This window comes from Acinetobacter sp. PC34, from assembly GCF_051789135.1.
In the GTDB taxonomy this organism is placed as follows: domain Bacteria; phylum Pseudomonadota; class Gammaproteobacteria; order Pseudomonadales; family Moraxellaceae; genus Acinetobacter; species Acinetobacter johnsonii.
Genome location: NZ_CP196664.1, coordinates 153,182 through 169,727, shown reverse-complemented (window position 1 = coordinate 169,727; position 16,546 = coordinate 153,182). Strand labels below are relative to the sequence as shown.

General features: G+C 44.1%; 13 protein-coding genes. 1 reads left to right on the top strand and 12 read right to left on the bottom strand.

The genetic code is table 11. The annotated features are described in order from the left end of the window. Window positions 1–7 precede the first annotated feature (7 nt). The 3 genes from ACSC9N_RS00770 to ACSC9N_RS00760 all read right to left on the bottom strand — a co-directional run bounded on the left by ACSC9N_RS00770 (window position 8) and on the right by ACSC9N_RS00760 (window position 5,617). Window positions 8–1,951 (bottom strand): 2-oxo acid dehydrogenase subunit E2, encoded by a 1,944-nt coding sequence (locus ACSC9N_RS00770; protein ID WP_395475005.1) that lies wholly within the window; start codon window positions 1,949–1,951, stop codon window positions 8–10. 2 nt (window positions 1,952–1,953) lie between these two features. Next, window positions 1,954–4,656, bottom strand: a complete 2,703-nt coding sequence (gene aceE, locus ACSC9N_RS00765; protein WP_176536761.1) for a pyruvate dehydrogenase (acetyl-transferring), homodimeric type — start codon at window positions 4,654–4,656, stop codon at window positions 1,954–1,956. A 277-nt stretch (window positions 4,657–4,933) separates the two neighbouring features. Further along, window positions 4,934–5,617: a M23 family metallopeptidase gene (locus ACSC9N_RS00760; RefSeq protein ID WP_201701884.1), complete on the bottom strand. Its 684-nt coding sequence runs from the start codon at window positions 5,615–5,617 to the stop codon at window positions 4,934–4,936. Window positions 5,618–5,725: 108 nt separating this feature from the next. On the opposite strand from ACSC9N_RS00760, the gene ACSC9N_RS00755 reads away from it, so the two are divergent. Next, window positions 5,726–6,166, top strand: a complete 441-nt coding sequence (locus tag ACSC9N_RS00755; protein WP_058870506.1) for a hypothetical protein — start codon at window positions 5,726–5,728, stop codon at window positions 6,164–6,166. Window positions 6,167–6,263: 97 nt separating this feature from the next. Here the strand turns inward: ACSC9N_RS00755 and lpxC are convergent, their stop codons facing one another. The 9 genes from lpxC to ACSC9N_RS00710 form a co-directional block, all read right to left on the bottom strand. After that, the gene (lpxC, locus tag ACSC9N_RS00750; protein ID WP_317455168.1) at window positions 6,264–7,166 is read right to left on the bottom strand and encodes a UDP-3-O-acyl-N-acetylglucosamine deacetylase; all 903 of its coding nucleotides are present in this window, start codon (window positions 7,164–7,166) and stop codon (window positions 6,264–6,266) included. Window positions 7,167–7,289: 123 nt separating this feature from the next. After that, window positions 7,290–8,486, bottom strand: coding sequence for a cell division protein FtsZ (gene ftsZ / locus ACSC9N_RS00745; protein ID WP_062031955.1), 1,197 nt, complete (start codon window positions 8,484–8,486; stop codon window positions 7,290–7,292). A 163-nt stretch (window positions 8,487–8,649) separates the two neighbouring features. Continuing rightward, complete coding sequence (gene ftsA, locus ACSC9N_RS00740; RefSeq protein WP_004691727.1) at window positions 8,650–9,912, bottom strand: cell division protein FtsA; 1,263 nt, start codon at window positions 9,910–9,912, stop codon at window positions 8,650–8,652. A gap of 66 nt (window positions 9,913–9,978) precedes the next feature. Further along, on the bottom strand, window positions 9,979–10,833 hold the full coding sequence (locus ACSC9N_RS00735) for a cell division protein FtsQ/DivIB (protein ID WP_333654240.1): 855 nt from the start codon (window positions 10,831–10,833) through the stop codon (window positions 9,979–9,981). Continuing rightward, complete coding sequence (locus ACSC9N_RS00730) at window positions 10,834–11,763, bottom strand: D-alanine--D-alanine ligase (protein ID WP_333654243.1); 930 nt, start codon at window positions 11,761–11,763, stop codon at window positions 10,834–10,836. A gap of 56 nt (window positions 11,764–11,819) precedes the next feature. Beyond that, window positions 11,820–13,268: a UDP-N-acetylmuramate--L-alanine ligase gene (murC, locus tag ACSC9N_RS00725; protein ID WP_004691731.1), complete on the bottom strand. Its 1,449-nt coding sequence runs from the start codon at window positions 13,266–13,268 to the stop codon at window positions 11,820–11,822. Window positions 13,269–13,280: 12 nt separating this feature from the next. Beyond that, window positions 13,281–14,378, bottom strand: coding sequence for an undecaprenyldiphospho-muramoylpentapeptide beta-N-acetylglucosaminyltransferase (gene murG, locus ACSC9N_RS00720; protein WP_234954634.1), 1,098 nt, complete (start codon window positions 14,376–14,378; stop codon window positions 13,281–13,283). A gap of 480 nt (window positions 14,379–14,858) precedes the next feature. Beyond that, window positions 14,859–15,803 carry a glutathione synthase gene (gshB, locus tag ACSC9N_RS00715; protein ID WP_291389356.1) on the bottom strand — a complete coding sequence of 315 codons (945 nt, stop codon included), beginning with the start codon at window positions 15,801–15,803 and terminating at the stop codon, window positions 14,859–14,861. A 215-nt stretch (window positions 15,804–16,018) separates the two neighbouring features. Then, a complete protein-coding gene (locus ACSC9N_RS00710) occupies window positions 16,019–16,501 on the bottom strand; it encodes a glutathione peroxidase (protein WP_333656816.1) in 483 nt (160 codons plus the stop codon). Between the last annotated feature and the right edge of the window lie 45 nt (window positions 16,502–16,546).

Below are 16,546 nucleotides of genomic sequence, written 5' to 3'. Positions count from 1 at the left end.
CAGATCATCAGATCAGCAAAGTACGGATGTCTTTCAGCAACTTGGTCAGCTTATTGGTAAAGCGCGCTGCATCAGCCCCATTGATCACGCGGTGATCATAAGACAGTGACAACGGTAACATCAGTTTCGGATCAAAACCTTGACCATTCCATACTGGTTGCATCGTCGCTGGAGAAATCCCCAAAATTGCGACTTGTGGCCAGTTCACCAATGGTGTAAATGCCGTACCACCAATTGCACCTAAGCTTGAAATCGTGAAGTTTGCACCTTGTAGGTCTTTCGGCGAAAGCTTCTTATCACGTGCTTTCTGACCCAATACACCGAGCTCCACCGCAATGTCTTTAATTGATTTCTGGTCTGGATTACGTAGTACCGGAACGGTTAAACCATCTGGTGTTGCTACAGCAATGCCCATATGAATTTCGTTACGCAAGAGTACAGACTTGCCATCATCAGCCAAGTGACCGGCAAAATCACGCTCTTCTTTCAGCAAATGCGCAACAGCTTTAATAATGAAAGCCATAATGGTCAAGCTAATGCCATCTTTCTTAAAGTTACCTTTAAGGTCATTACGCCAAGCTTCAAGCTCAGTAATATCCGCCAAGTCAAACTGAGTCACTTGTGGAATATAGTTGTTTAAAGACAACTGCGGAATAGAGACTTGTTGCAGACGTGTCAGCACTTTCTCTTCGACACCGCCAAACGCTGTGAAATCAGGAAGCTTTGGCAAGCCAGAAACTTGAGCAGCAGCCTGAGCGGCTGGAGCAGCCTGAGGCGCAGTTAAACGCGCTTTGACAAATGCTTTCAGGTCTTCCTTCATGACACGCGCATGCGGGCCAGATGCGCTTACTTCAGACAATACGACGCCTAATTCACGCGCCAGCTTGCGTACAGCTGGGCCTGCATAGACTTTCGCATTGGCGTCATTCTGCGCTTTCGTCAGCTTGTCTGCACCCTGTTCTGACACAGGAGCCGCAACTGACTGTGCTGCTGGCGCAGGCTGCGCTTTAACTTCAGCTTTAGGCGCTGGAGCAGAAGCCGCCGCAGGTGCAGCAGCGGGTGCTGATGAAGATTCACCTTCAATGGTCACCAAAGCCACACCTTCCGATACATTTTGTCCCAATGCAACATGAATGGCTTTAATCACACCCGCTGTTGTACTTGGTACTTCAACCGTTGCTTTGTCTGATTCAACCACGATGATACTTTGGTCTTTTTCAACCGTATCACCTACTGACACCAAAATTTCAGCAACAGCCGCTTTGTCTACACCCAAGTCAGGCACTGCAATTTCAACCGCACCTGCAGGCGCAGCAGCAACTTGTGGCGCCGCTTCAGCAGGCTGAGTTTCAGTGGCTTGAGGTGCTGCAACTTGCGTAGGCTCAGCAGTCACTGGTGCAACTGAAGCTGCTGTTTTTACAGTCAGAATCACCACACCTTCTTTAACACTGTCACCAACTTGAATACTAATCGATTCCACTGTGCCTGAAATCGTACTCGGGACTTCCACAGTCGCTTTGTCTGACTCAACCACGAGGATGCTTTGATCGACGTCAATTTGATCGCCAACCGACACCAAAATTTCACCAACGGTTGCTTTTTCCACACCAATATCTGGCACTTGCACATCAATCACTTGTGATGCTGTAGTCGCAGCGGGTGCAGTCTTTTCTTCAGCTTGTACAACGTCAGCCTGTGCTTGTACTGCTGGCGCTTCAGTTTGTCCCTCGGCTTCCAGCTCAATCAGCGCTGCACCTTCAGCAACAGAGTCACCTAAGTTTACTAAAATGCTTTTAACAACGCCTGCTGAAGTGCTAGGCACTTCAACAGATGCTTTGTCTGATTCTAATAGAACAACACTGTCATCAACCGCAATGGTATCGCCAACTTTGATCAAAATTTCAGCAACAACGGCTTTATCTACACCAATATCAGGAGTTGTAATTTGCATACTTATTTCTCCTCTTTGTAGTCAGCTACAGCGTGTACAGATGGCGTTGCTTGAGGAGCCCAAGCTACTGGACGATCTGTATCTAATTCAAATGTAGAGATGGCATCTTTCACTAAGCGTGCATCCACTTCACCTTCATCAGCCAATTTCTTCAGTGTGGCAACAACAATGTGCGCTGCATCTACACCAAAGTAGCTACGTAATTTAGCGCGTGAATCTGAACGACCATAACCATCTGTACCCAATGCTACGAATGGACGGTTGTCTGGAAGATATGCACGAATTTGTTCGCTATAAGCACGCATATGATCTGTTGCAGAAACTACGATCCCTTCTGTGCCGCGCAGTTGCTCAGTCACCCAAGCTTCTTTCACATTCTCGCTCATTGGATGCAAGCGGTTGTATTCTTCACATGCCATACCATCACGTGCAAGTTCATTGAAACTTGTTACGCTAAATACATTTGAATGGATTTGGTATTCATCACGTAAGATTTGAGCAGCTTTAATGACTTCACGCAGAATTACACCTGAACCCATCAACTGAACAGTGGCTTTTTCATCTTTTTGAAGTAAGTACATACCACGTTTAATGCCTTCTTCAGCACCTTGTGGCATTTCAGGATGCTCGTAGTTTTCGTTCATTACCGTTAAGTAATAGAAAATACGCTCTTGGTTCACATACATGCGTTGTAAACCATCATGCACAATAACTGCTAATTCATAACCAAAACATGGGTCATACGACACACAGTTCGGAATCGTGTTCGCAAGAATATGTGAGTGACCATCTTGGTGTTGTAAGCCTTCGCCATTGAGCGTTGTACGGCCTGCTGTTGCACCCAATAAGAAACCTTGTGCTTGTGCATCACCTGCAGCCCATGCAATGTCGCCAATACGTTGAAAACCAAACATAGAGTAGTACATGTACATTGGAATCATGGGTAAGTTATTGGTTGAATAACTGGTTGCCAACGCTGCCCAAGCGCTCATTGCACCTGCTTCGTTAATACCTTCTTGAAGCATATGACCATCTTTTGCTTCACGGTAATGCATCAACTGTTCTTGGTCTTCAGGCGTGTAATGCTGACCATTGGCTGCATAAATACCCAATTGACGGAACATACCTTCTAAACCAAAAGTACGTGCTTCATCTGGAACAATAGGAACAACACGGTCTTTAATTGCTTTTTCTTTTAACAATGCAGCGATTAAACGAACCATCACCATGGTGGTTGATTGTTCTTTGCCTTGTGAGCCTTTTAAGACTGCATCAAAGATAGAAAGTTCTGGAATAGCCAACTGTTCACTTTCTTTACGACGTGCAGGTAAGTAACCACCTAGTGCTTCACGACGTGCCTTCATATATTTCAATTCAGGTGAGTTTTCGCTTGGACGATAGAAAGGCACTTCTTCTAATTGCTCATCGTTAAATGGCAAATTGAAGCGATCACGTACATATTTTAAAGATTCGATTTGCATCTTTTTGATTTGATGCGTTTTGTTTACTGCTTCAATTTCATCAGACAAGCCATAACCTTTAACAGTTTTCGCTAAGATTACAGTTGGTTGACCTTTGGCTGTACATGCTTCTGCATAGGCTGCAAAAACTTTGTACGGGTCATGACCACCACGATTTAGATTATCAATATCTTCATCGCTTAAGTCTTTAATCAACTCAGCCGCTTCTGGGTATTTACCAAAGAACTTTTCGCGTGCATATGCACCGCCCTTCACTTGTAAGCGTTGGTATTCGCCATCCAGTGTTTCTTCCATAACCGACTTTAAAGCACCAGTTTTGTCTTTAGCCAGTAGTGGGTCCCAATGACGGCCCCAAACCACTTTAATGACACGCCAGCCCGCACCACGGAATAGAGACTCTAATTCTTGAATAATTTTACCGTTACCACGTACTGGGCCATCTAGACGCTGTAAGTTACAGTTTACAACCCAAATGAGATTGTCTAATTTTTCACGACCCGCAAGTGAAATTGCACCTGTGCTTTCTGGCTCATCCATCTCGCCATCGCCAAGGTATGCCCAAACTTTGCGATTTTCTTCTTTGATTAAACCGCGGTTCATCAAATACTTTTGAATATGTGCTTGGTAAATCGACATGATTGGGCCAAGACCCATCGATACCGTTGGGAACTGCCAATAATCAGGCATTAAGTATGGATGCGGATAAGAAGGTAAGCCAACACCGTCCACTTCGCGACGGAAATTGTTTAGATGCTCTTCAGTCAAACGACCTTCAAGGAACGAACGCGCATAAATACCTGGCGCACAGTGACCTTGATAATAGATCATGTCCCCGCCAAAGTTGTCGTTATTGGCACGGAAAAAGTGGTTAAAACCGACATCATATAAAGTTGCAGAAGAGGCAAAACTTGCCAAGTGACCACCTAAGTCATCACCCGTTTTATTGGCACGGAGTACCATCGCTAGCGCATTCCAACGAATCAACGCACGGATACGACGCTCCATGTCTTGATCGCCTGGCATTGCAGGTTCTTCAGCCACTGAAATTGTATTTAAATAAGGCGTATTTAATCGCTGAATAGGGACATGTTTAGCGATTGCTTGTTGATACAGTTTTTCCAGTAGAAAAGCTGCACGCTCAGTCCCCATGTGTTGTAAAACGGAGTCAAACGCATCTTGCCACTCTTGCGTTTCTTGCGCGTCAGTATCACCATAAAACGCCATAATTCACCTATTTCGATATCCTAATCTTATACGCTAATATGTATCATACTTTCGTCCTATAAGAGTATCGCTACAGCTGAATATGGCTGAGCCATACTATTTAGCAACTAAATAGTCATTTACCATTCGTTACCCAAGATAACAAAAAACCGCCAATTTAGGCGGTTTTTTATACATTTAATGCTGCTTTTTGATGCTAACTTGGATTTCGTCAGAGCTGTATTCCTTTTTCAAGCATCAGACCAACGGTAAGTTCGGATTATCGATCAAATCGGATTTAAGGCAACATTGCTAGATAAGTCGATGGGTTTTTGCGTTGACCATCTTTAACCACTTCATAATGTAAATGTGGGCCAGTACAACGACCTGTACAACCGACATTGGCAATATGTTCACCCGCGTCTACACGGTCGCCAACACGAGCAATTAAACGCGATGCATGAGCATAGCGCGTGATGTAACCATTGCCATGGTTAATTTCAACATATTGACCATAACCTGTACCCCAACCTGACTTGGTCACAATCCCTGGACCTGTCGCATAAATCTGTGTACCGCTTGGCGCAGCAAGATCTAGACCTGAGTGACGCTCAGCACGACCATTCATGGTTCGGCCGCCGTAACTTGAGCTAACACGTGCGCTTGGAAGTGGGTGTGTCACTAACCACGAATATGGATTATTTGAAAAACTTTTTGCAGAGGATTCCGAACCGTATTTTTTCGCCAGTGAAGCGTTGTTGAGTTCAACTGTTTTCTCACGTAGTTTCACGGACATTTTCGTTTCGGCAGGGATATCAATATCATTAGATTCGGTATAAGCACCTTCCGATAAAGTGCGTGTCAATTGCTCAATTCGATCCGAAGATGCATTATTTGTATTGAGTTCTACCAAATCAGCGAAGGCTACTGAAGCAGCCGATGCCGCAAAAGAAAAAGCCAACAAAATACGTCGCATATGCATAAAAAACCTCTTAAAACTGTTCTTACGAATGTTTCTTGCGTGATCTCGTCCTTGATATCTACCGAAAGAAGCGCATAAGATTAAGACATTAACATGAAGGAAATATGTATGTCCGAACCAGTGAATCTCTTTCAACAAACCAGAAAACACATAAAAACAGGAAACTTAACGTTTCTCTCAAAGCAAGTGACTGCATGGCAGAAACTTACAAAACTGATTCAACCTATCCTACCGCAACCAGAGCAGTGGCAGGTTGTTTGTTATCAATATGGTATTTTGACGATTACCGGCGAAAATCAAGCGATGATTAGTCAACTTGGTTACCTTCAAAAACAATATATTGCACAACTGTCGGAACTTGATGAGTTTAAAGACCTACAAAAACTCCAAGTTCGTTTGAGAATCCCCTCTCAAACACCCGCAAAGATACAATCTATTTCAAGATCGCTAAGCACAGAAACTCAAGACTTAATTCGAGGTGCTGCTGACTTTGTGAGCGACCCTAAGCTTAGCCAAGCAATGCGCCGTTTGGCAAGCAAAAAAAAGTAACCTCGTCTCGACCCGCGTCAGAATTGCGTTTTTAAAATGATAAATTCATCACATTTATGCTTGTTACAATATAACATCACACAATAAAGACAATGACTTAAGTCACACTCACATAAGGAATTGGACACTGATCTTCGTCATTAAATGTTACAATTTCATAGCTGCTTGGATCACTTTGGACATTGCGCAATAATTGATTATTCAAAGCATGCCCAGACTTATATCCATCAAATTTGGCAATAATTTGGTGGCCGAGCAAGTAAAGATCACCCACCGCATCTAATATTTTGTGACGAACAAATTCATCTGAGAAGCGTAAACCCTCTTCATTCACCACCCCGGTTTCATCAACGCCAATGGCATTGTCTAAACTTGCTCCCAAAGCGAGATTATTGGCTTTGAGATAGTCCAAATCTTTCATAAAACCAAAAGTACGGGCTTCGCTGACTTCATAAACAAAGGTTTCGGTTGAAAAATCGATCGTGGCAGACTGATATTCTTTCTTAAAAGCGGGATGATCGAAGTCAATGGTGAAATTGAGTTGAAAACCTTCATGCGGGCGGAAAATGGCGCGTTTGTCGTCAATGAGAGCTTCAACAGGTTTGAGTATTTTAATAAATTTTTTAGGTGCATCCAGTTCTTTGAGACCGCCTTGCATGAGCAAGTAAATAAACGGACCTGCACTGCCATCCATAATTGGTACTTCAGAGGCAGACACTTCAATGATTAGGTTATCAATACCTAGACCTGCAATTGCACTCATGACATGTTCAATCGTACCGACTTTGGCATCTTCTTGAACCAAGTTTGAACACATGAAGGCTTCTTGAATCAACATTGCATTTGCACGAATGTCGACTGGTGGACTGAGATCGATACGACGAAACACAATTCCTCCGTCCGCATGATGTGGCACAAAGTTAATTAAGACTTTTTGACCACTATGCAAACCAATGCCGCTTGCTTTAACGACACGTTGTAGAGTTCTTTGTTTCAACATGTTTCATATCATCTCACCACTAAACCGCTATACGTTAGCATATTTAGCCATTGATAAAAAACAAAAAGGTAGTCTCTGACTACCTTTTCTTCATCATATGTGGCTTAACCACATAGACAAATACTACTTACGTTGTTGATTTTTCAAGTAATCTTGAATACTCATTGGTGTTGGGCGTGCAGCACTCACTGTCGATGCAGAATTCGCTGCAGCAGCCACGTCTTGGTTCTGACGCTGGATTGCAGGCACATCATCATCTTCAACAACCGCTTGCGTTGCATGCCCATGTTGTGCTACCTGCACATGTGCATTTGGACGCTTCACTGGCTCAGCAGAATCTGCTGAATTTCGAGTCAAACCAGTTGCAATCACAGTCACACTGATTTCATCACGCGCATCTGGATCAAATACAGTGCCATAGAAGACTTGGCCTTCATCTAGATCGACAATTTGGTTCACAACGTCGGTAATTTCTTCGATTTCGCCAAATGTAACGTCATCACCACCCGTCACATTAATCAGAATTCCTTTGGCATTCATAATGGTGACATTATCTAGCAATGGACTACGGATCGCTTGTTCGGCTGCTTGACGTGCACGGTTTTCACCACGACCTAAACCTGCACCCATCATGGCATAACCACGTGTGCTCATCGCAGTTTTCAAGTCAGCAAAGTCAAGGTTAATATGACCTGGGCGCACTACCAAATCAAAGATACTACGGACCGCATTTAATAAGACATCATCCGCTTTTTTGTAAGCATCTTTCATTGAGATGTCACGGAAAACTTTTAACAAACGTTGGTTTGGAATGATGATTAAAGAATCTACATGCGCTTCTAATGCTTCAATACCTTGCTCAGCAGACTGAAGACGACGTTTACCTTCAAAGTTAAACGGTGTCGTTACCACGCCTACGGTTAAAATGCCCATTTCTTTGGCAATTTCAGCAACCACTGGCGCAGCCCCTGTACCTGTACCACCACCCATGCCGGCAGTGACAAATACCATGTCAGTGCCTTCAAGGTGTTGACGAATCAAGTCACGACTTTCTTCAGCCGCGGCTTGACCTACATTTGGATTGGCGCCTGCACCTAGTCCACGAGTACTTTGCTCACCCAACTGGATTTTGAATTGTGCATTCATACGGTCTAGCGCTTGCTTGTCCGTATTGGCACATACAAATTTTACACCTTGAATATCTGACTCAAGCATGTGTTGTACGGCGTTACCACCTGCACCACCAACACCAAACACAGTAAAACGGGCTTGACCGTTGCTATCGGTTTGATCATCTTCTAAAAATTCAAATGAGGCCATGACCTATAGATTTCCTAATTCGTTATTGGCAGTCACTTAAGCCCGTATACTGCCTTGATCTTAATAAACAAAATTGCTTTTAAGCATGCTGTGCAAGCCATAACTTGTCAAGTTTAAGCGATGCGTTGTACAACTTCTTAACAATATTCCAAAAAAATTCAACTTAAAAAACAGATTTCAGCTTTTCATTGAGTCCCGACCAAGCGCGTCCAACGCGTTTAATCAAAGACAGTTTTTCTGTATCTTCTGGTTCCACTATAGTTTCTTGTGTTTCGCTCTGACTAAACATCAACAAACCTGCGGCAGTGGCATACTGAGAGCGACGCAGTGCGGCAATATTTTGCTCATCTGCTGTCACTTGCACAGGTGGATTCCCCAAATGCGCAGACACACCCAACATACGACGAGTCAACGTCACCATACCTTCGATTTGACTGGCATCACCAGTTAACACCACACCATGATACAAACCATGAATCGCACCATTACGCTCTAGCTCTTGGCGAACTTGGCCTAAGATTTCTTCATAACGTGCAATCACAATTTCAGTCAACTCAATACGACTAATCGTTTGCGGACCATCAATCCCTTGGATCTGAATCATATGGTCCGGTTTAACCGACTTAATGTCGACACACCCATAGAGTAATTTAATTCGCTCAGCTTCTTCAGTGGTGGTTTGTAACACAGCAGCAATATCACGGGTGACATGTTCGCCACCACGCTGCAAAGTATGTGTCAACGCCAAACGACCATCCAAATACACCGCAATGTTGGTGGTACCTGCACCAATATCGACTAAACAGACACCATACTCTTTTTCATCTTTGAGTAGGCTAGCCTCTGCCGTTGCCAGACAAGACACCACCAGTTTTTCCACCCCGATGTTCGCGCCTTTTAATGCCCGATCAAGGTTTTGCATGGTGCTAATCGGTAACATCATCAACTGATAATGACCAATCATGCTGTGTGCAGACATCCGTATTGGGTTTTGTACCCACTCAGTGGAATCATCCAGCTCAAAGCCCAGTGGAACAGCACTAACCAAATAATGATCCGAGGTCATGTGGCTGGCTTTGGCCAACTCTAATGCACGAACCACTTCACTTGTTGTAATTGTATGGTCAGTATTTTCAACTGGCGTTCGTCCAGATGCATAAAAGCTTTTTAACTCGGCACTTGGGATTGAGACCCACGCGGAATGGACACGGCATTCAGCCATATCTTCTGCTTCTTGCACGGCATTTTTTATCGCTGTAATGACTTTATCAAGACTTACAATTTTTCCTTTATTCATGCCTCGGTTACGAGCAGTTGCCATTCCTATCACTTGGATATTGTCTGGCGCATGTACCTTACCAATCAAAACTGAAACTTTGTGCGTCCCAATGTCAATCGCAACAACTGAGGGAACCGCTTCATTCATTATTTACTACTACCATCACATGTTTGTTTAATTTATGGCTTTATGCCTCTGTTTTAAAGCCAAGTATTATGGCTTTGCTGCTGCTCCACCTGCAATGCTTGTGTCATCAATCGTTACAACAAAATGACCATTTGCTATCTTTGGTGCGGCAGCATTCTTCCATTGGATGGCCAAGCCATTCCGATAACGCAAATCAATGGCAGATACTTTGGCCCAAACTGGCTTCAAATCACTTTGAGCCAAATAACTCAAACGTTGCAGCTTACTCATGGTTTGATCCTGATCTACGATAACACGTAAACCTGAATCGAACTGCATAAACCAAGTCATACGCTCTGTTAAATATAGTTCTTTTAAACGAAGGTTGACTGGCTGGAATAATTGATTAATTTCATTATAACGGCGCATCATCATTTTAGACTGACTGATTGGGCCGTGTAATAAAGGCAAATTCTGATTATTTTTCGGCGCCACTTCGCTAAATACGTCACCACTGTCACTTAAGAGACGCCCCGTCCCCCAACGTGCAATTGCATGCCGAGGCATGACGCGAACGCGAATTGCATTCGGCCATGCGCGCGAAACCACCACACGATCGACCCAACCCAGCTCTAAGGTACGATCACGAATTTCTTCTAAATCTGAGGTGAAATAATTATGAGTAATGGCTGGTGAAACATGTCCCATCACCTGATTTTTTTCCGCCTCAGAACGTACGCCTACCACATCAAGTTCGGCCACACGTGCATCTGTCATGACTTGATATAAGCCATAAATACCAACCAACAGCACCGCCACGGCAACGACCAACATCACCCAACCACCGAAGTTGGCAAGCTTCTCCTTACGCGTCGGTGGTTTATCGTGTATTGAAGTAATCGCTGCGCGTTTACGGCGCATAGAAGCGGGTAATTGCGCCATTTAGTGAGCCGCACCTGTCAGTGTTTGCTCTAAAATTTGGACACAAAGTGCATCAAAGCTATAACCCACTGCATTTGCTGCTTTTGGTACCAAAGAGTGACTGGTCATACCAGGTACTGTGTTCACCTCTAGCAACCAGAAATTGCCTTGCTCATCTTGCATCGCATCTATACGGCCCCAACCACTTGCACCCACCGCTTGGAATGCACGGAGGCAAAGCGCTTGCAACTTTTGCTCTTCTTCAGCGCTTAAGCCACACGGAATTCCGTATTCCACATCATTACGTTGATATTTCGCTTCATAATCATAAAAAGCCACATCTGCAGGCGGTTGTAGGCGAATCACAGGTAGCGGTTGACCATTTAAAAATGAAATCGTGAATTCACGTCCCGTAATCCATTTTTCAGCCATCACCACAGCATCGTGTTGGGTCGCTTTGGCAATTGCCGCTGCCAAATCTTCTGCTTTTTCGACTTTACTCATGCCGACACTTGAACCTTCGTGTACCGGCTTGATAATCAGTGGAAGGCCCAAATTCGCCACCACTTCAGCTAAATCTGACTCTTGGCTAATGATGCGATAGGGTGCTGTCGGTAAGTCTGAACCCTGCCAAACTTGCTTGGTTTTAACTTTATCCATACCAATAGCAGAACCCTGTACGCCTGTTCCGGTATACGGGATGTTGAGCCACTCTAAGACCCCTTGGATTTGACCGTCTTCCCCACCGCGACCATGCAACACAATAAACGCACGGTCATAAGCGACCAATTCGGTCACACTACGCTCTTGCGGGTCAAAAGCTTCTGCATTTACACCCGAACGAACCAATGCTTCAAGTACAGCTGCACCACTATCTAGAGAAACCTCACGCTCGGCAGACTTACCACCAAGCAACACCGCTACTTTGCCGAATTTTGAAGCATTTGACACGTTGATATCCTTAAACTTTATGACTGTTTTATTCATTGAGTAATCACACAACGTGATTATTTTAAATATAAATGATTGCTTGCAAGCTCAACCGAGATAGCCCCCACATTACCTGCGCCTTGCGTCAATAACAAGTCATCCGCTTGTAACACTTTTTTCAACGCATGCTGCAAATTACCTTCGACTGGATCGATCAAAATCGGCTCTACATCGCCACGTAAACGAATACTACGCGCCAATGAACGACTGTCTGCACCCACAATCGGTTTTTCGCCCGCAGGATAGACTTCAAGCAGCAACAACTGATCGACATGTGACAGTACATCCACAAAGTCATCGAAACAGTCACGGGTCCGGCTAAAACGGTGTGGCTGAAACATCATCACTAAACGGCGGTCTGGATGGCTTGCTCGTGCAGCTTTAATGGTCGCTTCAACTTCTTTTGGATGGTGACCATAGTCATCCACCAATTTCACATTACCGCCTTCGATGTCAAATTCACCTTGGACTTGGAAACGACGACCTACACCGCTGAAACTTTCCAACGCACGTGCAATCGCAGCATCAGACACACCTTCATCGGTTGCAATACCGATCGCCGCAAGTGCATTTAAAATATTATGCAAACCCGGCAAATTGATGGTTAAACGCAAAGGCTCACGATCTTTACGTAATACGGTAAAGTGCGACTGCATGCCTTCTTGTTCAATATCTACTGCACGAATGTCATTGTCTTCGTTAAAACCATACGTGATCAATGGACGACCAATGCGCGGCATGATTTCACGAATGTTGGCATCATCGCCACACACCACAGCCAAGCCGTAAAACGGCAGTTTTTGTAAGAACTGTACAAAGGTATCTTTTAAGACATCGAAGCTACCACCATAGGTGTCCATATGGTCTGCATCAATATTGGTCACGATGGTGGCCATTGGTTGCAAATGCAAGAATGAAGCATCTGATTCATCTGCCTCTGCCACGATAAAACGACTCGCGCCCAGTGCAGCATTCACACCAGTACGATTCAGCAAACCGCCAATCACATAAGTTGGGTCGAGATTTTCTTCTGCCAACATACACGTGACAAGGCTAGTGGTCGTGGTTTTACCATGCGTTCCCGCAACAGCAATCCCATGACGGTAGCGCATCAGCTCACCCAGCATTTCTGCACGGCGCACCACAGGTGTACGCGTTTCAATGGCTGCTTTAATTTCTGGGTTTTCTGCATCAATTGCAGTCGACACCACAATCACGTTTGCCCCTTGAATATTTTCAGCCGTATGCCCGATATAGACTTTGATGCCGTTTTCTTCAAGCTGAGCCGTGGTTTTTGACGCTTTGATATCTGAACCTGAGACTTTGTAGCCTTGGTTCTTGAGCACTTCGGCAATACCACACATACCCGCACCACCAATCCCAATAAAATGGATGTGCTTAATACGGCGCATTTCTGGCACTTTAATTAACTTTTTTGCTTGATCAGCAGGCGTAGATGGCGACATAAAATACTCGGTTTACAATGCTTGAATTAAACGAACCACATGTTGGGTTGCATCGGGTTGTGCTTGCTGACGTGCTTTCACTGCCATTTCAGACAATAACTGACGGTTCATCAAGGGTAATAATAATTCTTTTAAACTCTCGGGCGTCATGCTTGCTTGTGGGCAAATTTTGGCTGCACCGATATTGGCTAAAAACTTTGCATTGGCCGTTTGGTGATCATCCACTGCACTCGGCAGCGGAACAAACACCGCAGCCACGCCAGCAGTCGCGATTTCGGTCACGGTTAACGCCCCAGCACGGCAAATAATTAAATCGGCATCGCTATAAGCTTTGGCCATATCTTCAATAAAAGGGTGGACTTCAACCTGAAGCTGCTCAGGGGCATCGGCATAACGCGCTTGGGTCGTATCTGCATGGTTTTGACCACACTGATGATAAACGCTTAACGGCACATTCAATTGCTTCAATGCTTCAGGAACACGCTCATTTAACGCTTGTGCACCCAACGAGCCACCCACAATTAAAACTCGCAGTGGCAGACCTGCTTTTTCACGTTCTTGATAACGCCAAGACGGATTTAAAATTTCCGTAATCTCTTTGCGGACGGGATTACCCGTGGTCACAATTTTATCTTGTGCAGCAAAGGTATTTGGAAATGCCTGACACACTGTTTTGGCAATACGTGATAACTGCGTATTGGTAAAACCCGCAATCGCATTCTGCTCATGAATAATCACAGGAATACCCAGTGCACGCGCAGCCAATCCACCTGGCCCAGCGACATACCCCCCAAAGCCCGCGACGGCATCGACTTTGAGCTGCTTCATGTAACGCATTGCACTTAAAGTGGCTTTTAAAATTTTAAAGGGTGCCAATACTTTGCGGACTAAGCCATTGCCGCGCACACCTTGAATATCAATTTGATAAATTGGGATATCATGATTTTTAAGCAGGCGATTTTCCATACCTGTAGGCGTAGCAAGCCACGAGACTTGGCAGCCTTGTTGCTGTAATTCCTTAGCCACAGCAAGTGCTGGAAAAACATGCCCGCCCGTTCCGGCAGCCATCATCATTACATGTTTCGGCTTTGTTTGTGTTGCTTCGGTCACAGTCTAATTCTTCAATTCTAAAAATATGGAAACAAAATTCAATTTTAAGCGATCAATTGTAATCACAAACGCATAACCGCGAAAGATTATTTACTTTTTTTCAACAGGCATTTGATTGTTTTTTTCTACTGATTTTCAAGTTTAAACTAGATTTGTTATCAGATGTGCATTTTTACTCAAACTACAGCACACAATCAGGCTCGACAGCGCAATTGGCGATATTTAAAAATAAAACTATGAAGCTGATTTGAATCAAATATTTAACATCATTCTAAAGCCCAATTCACTTCATTTTAGCGCTTAGAAATACAATCTGAGCGCATACATTTGAGTAGGATGAAAATTTGTAGTGTCTGGCAACATAATCCGCTTTATTTTCAACCAAATTGATACACTTTGCAGCAAAGTACAGCTCTATTTCAAAACCGACCACAACCATGAAAGAAAAAAGGAACCATTTCAGGTTCCTTTTCTGTCGTTTTAGCTGGCTTTGCCTGCTTCTAAGATATCAAATAAAGTATCGGCAATCGAGGTACCAAATTGCGCATCAATCTCACGAATACAGGTTGGACTGGTGACATTAATCTCGGTCACATAGTTGCCAATTACATCAAGTCCAACAAAAACCAAACCTTTTTCACGTAAGAAGGGTCCCACTTTTGCAGCAATCGCCTTGTCGTTTTCAGTCAAAGGACGTGCTTGACCCAAACCACCTGCGGCCAAATTCCCACGGACTTCGCCGTTTTGTGGAATACGCGCCAAACAGTACGGAATAGGTTCACCATTGACCAGCAAGATACGTTTATCCCCTTCCACAATTTCAGGAATATAACGCTGCGCCATAATCGGACGTGTGCCCATTTCCGTCAACATTTCCAAAGTTGAGCCAATGTTCACACCATCTTGATATAAACGGAAAATTCCCATGCCACCCATCCCATCGAGAGGCTTCACAATCACATCACCATGTTCTTTGATAAATTCACGGATCAGGCTTTGTTGTGAAGTCACTAATGTAGGGACTTGCAGTTCGGGGAACTGCGTGGCAAACAGTTTTTCATTACAGTCACGTAAGGACTGTGGTTTATTGATAATCCACGCGCCTTCACGTTCCGCTTGTTCCAAGATATAGGTGGTGTAGACAAAGTTCATGTCGAATGGTGGATCTTTACGCATCAAAATCACATCGTAATCGGCCAAGGACTCTTTTTGCTGTTCACCCAAATCATAATAATGATCGTAATCTTCAAACACTTTTAAGGGAGAAATCAGACCAAAGGCTTTGCCTTGATCGATATATAAATCGTGTTGTAATGCATAACCCAGCTCATGTCCGCGACGGTTTGCTGCCCATAACATGGCCATGGTGGAATCTTTTTTCAGATTCACCGTTTCAATCGGGTCCATCACTACCAGTACACGCATAATTCTCACGCTCAAATTTTTTAAACTTGGCAAAAAGTATAGCGAAGTTTTCAAGTTTGGGTGCAACAAGTTGTGTAATAATTAAAGATTAAAAAATCTATTTTATTCAAATAACTACAACTTCTTGCGGCAACTAATCAGATGCTAACTGCGCGATGCAACAAAGGAAAGTTACATCCATTACCAAGCGACAGCTCCTTTCCACACCTTCTCCATTAAGCCAAAAGGCGTTGAATATCCTTGGCAATTTTTTCAGGTTTAACAATCGGCGCATAGCGTTTCACCACCTGTCCTTTTTGGTTAATGAGAAACTTGGTGAAATTCCACTTGATACTCTGGCTACCTAAAATGCCTTTAGCTTCAGCGGTTAAATACTGATACAGCGGATGCGCTGTAGGCCCATTCACGTCAACTTTGGCAAACATTGGGAAAGAGACTCCATAGTTACGCTGGCAAAAGCTGCCGATCTCTTCATTACTCGCAGGGTCTTGCTGCGCAAATTGGTTGCAAGGAAAGCCTAGAACCAGCAGACCTTGCTGTTGATAGTCCTGATATAACTGCTCCAAACCTTCAAATTGTGGGGTTAAACCACATTGGCTGGCGGTATTCACCACCAATAAAACCTTGCCCTGATAATCGGCCAGATTCTTTTGCTCGCCTTCCAACAGTTCGGCCTGAAAATCATAAATTGTGGTCATTACATCTCTTCCATTCATCAAAATGTCATTACTTAAAGTCGCTTC

Bases quoted from the DNA above. Each gene is read 5' to 3' on its own strand.
- ACSC9N_RS00770 (WP_395475005.1), bottom strand. From the start codon at position 1,951: ATGCAAATTACAACTCCTGATATTGGTGTAGATAAAGCCGTTGTTGCT.
- gshB (WP_291389356.1), bottom strand. From the start codon at position 15,803: ATGCGTGTACTGGTAGTGATGGACCCGATTGAAACGGTGAATCTGAAA.
- murC (WP_004691731.1), bottom strand. From the start codon at position 13,268: ATGTCGCCATCTACGCCTGCTGATCAAGCAAAAAAGTTAATTAAAGTG.
- aceE (WP_176536761.1), bottom strand. From the start codon at position 4,656: ATGGCGTTTTATGGTGATACTGACGCGCAAGAAACGCAAGAGTGGCAA.
- ACSC9N_RS00710 (WP_333656816.1), bottom strand. From the start codon at position 16,501: ATGACCACAATTTATGATTTTCAGGCCGAACTGTTGGAAGGCGAGCAA.
- ACSC9N_RS00755 (WP_058870506.1), top strand. From the start codon at position 5,726: ATGTCCGAACCAGTGAATCTCTTTCAACAAACCAGAAAACACATAAAA.
- ACSC9N_RS00760 (WP_201701884.1), bottom strand. From the start codon at position 5,617: ATGCATATGCGACGTATTTTGTTGGCTTTTTCTTTTGCGGCATCGGCT.
- ftsZ (WP_062031955.1), bottom strand. From the start codon at position 8,486: ATGGCCTCATTTGAATTTTTAGAAGATGATCAAACCGATAGCAACGGT.
- ftsA (WP_004691727.1), bottom strand. From the start codon at position 9,912: ATGAATGAAGCGGTTCCCTCAGTTGTTGCGATTGACATTGGGACGCAC.
- ACSC9N_RS00735 (WP_333654240.1), bottom strand. From the start codon at position 10,833: ATGGCGCAATTACCCGCTTCTATGCGCCGTAAACGCGCAGCGATTACT.
- lpxC (WP_317455168.1), bottom strand. From the start codon at position 7,166: ATGTTGAAACAAAGAACTCTACAACGTGTCGTTAAAGCAAGCGGCATT.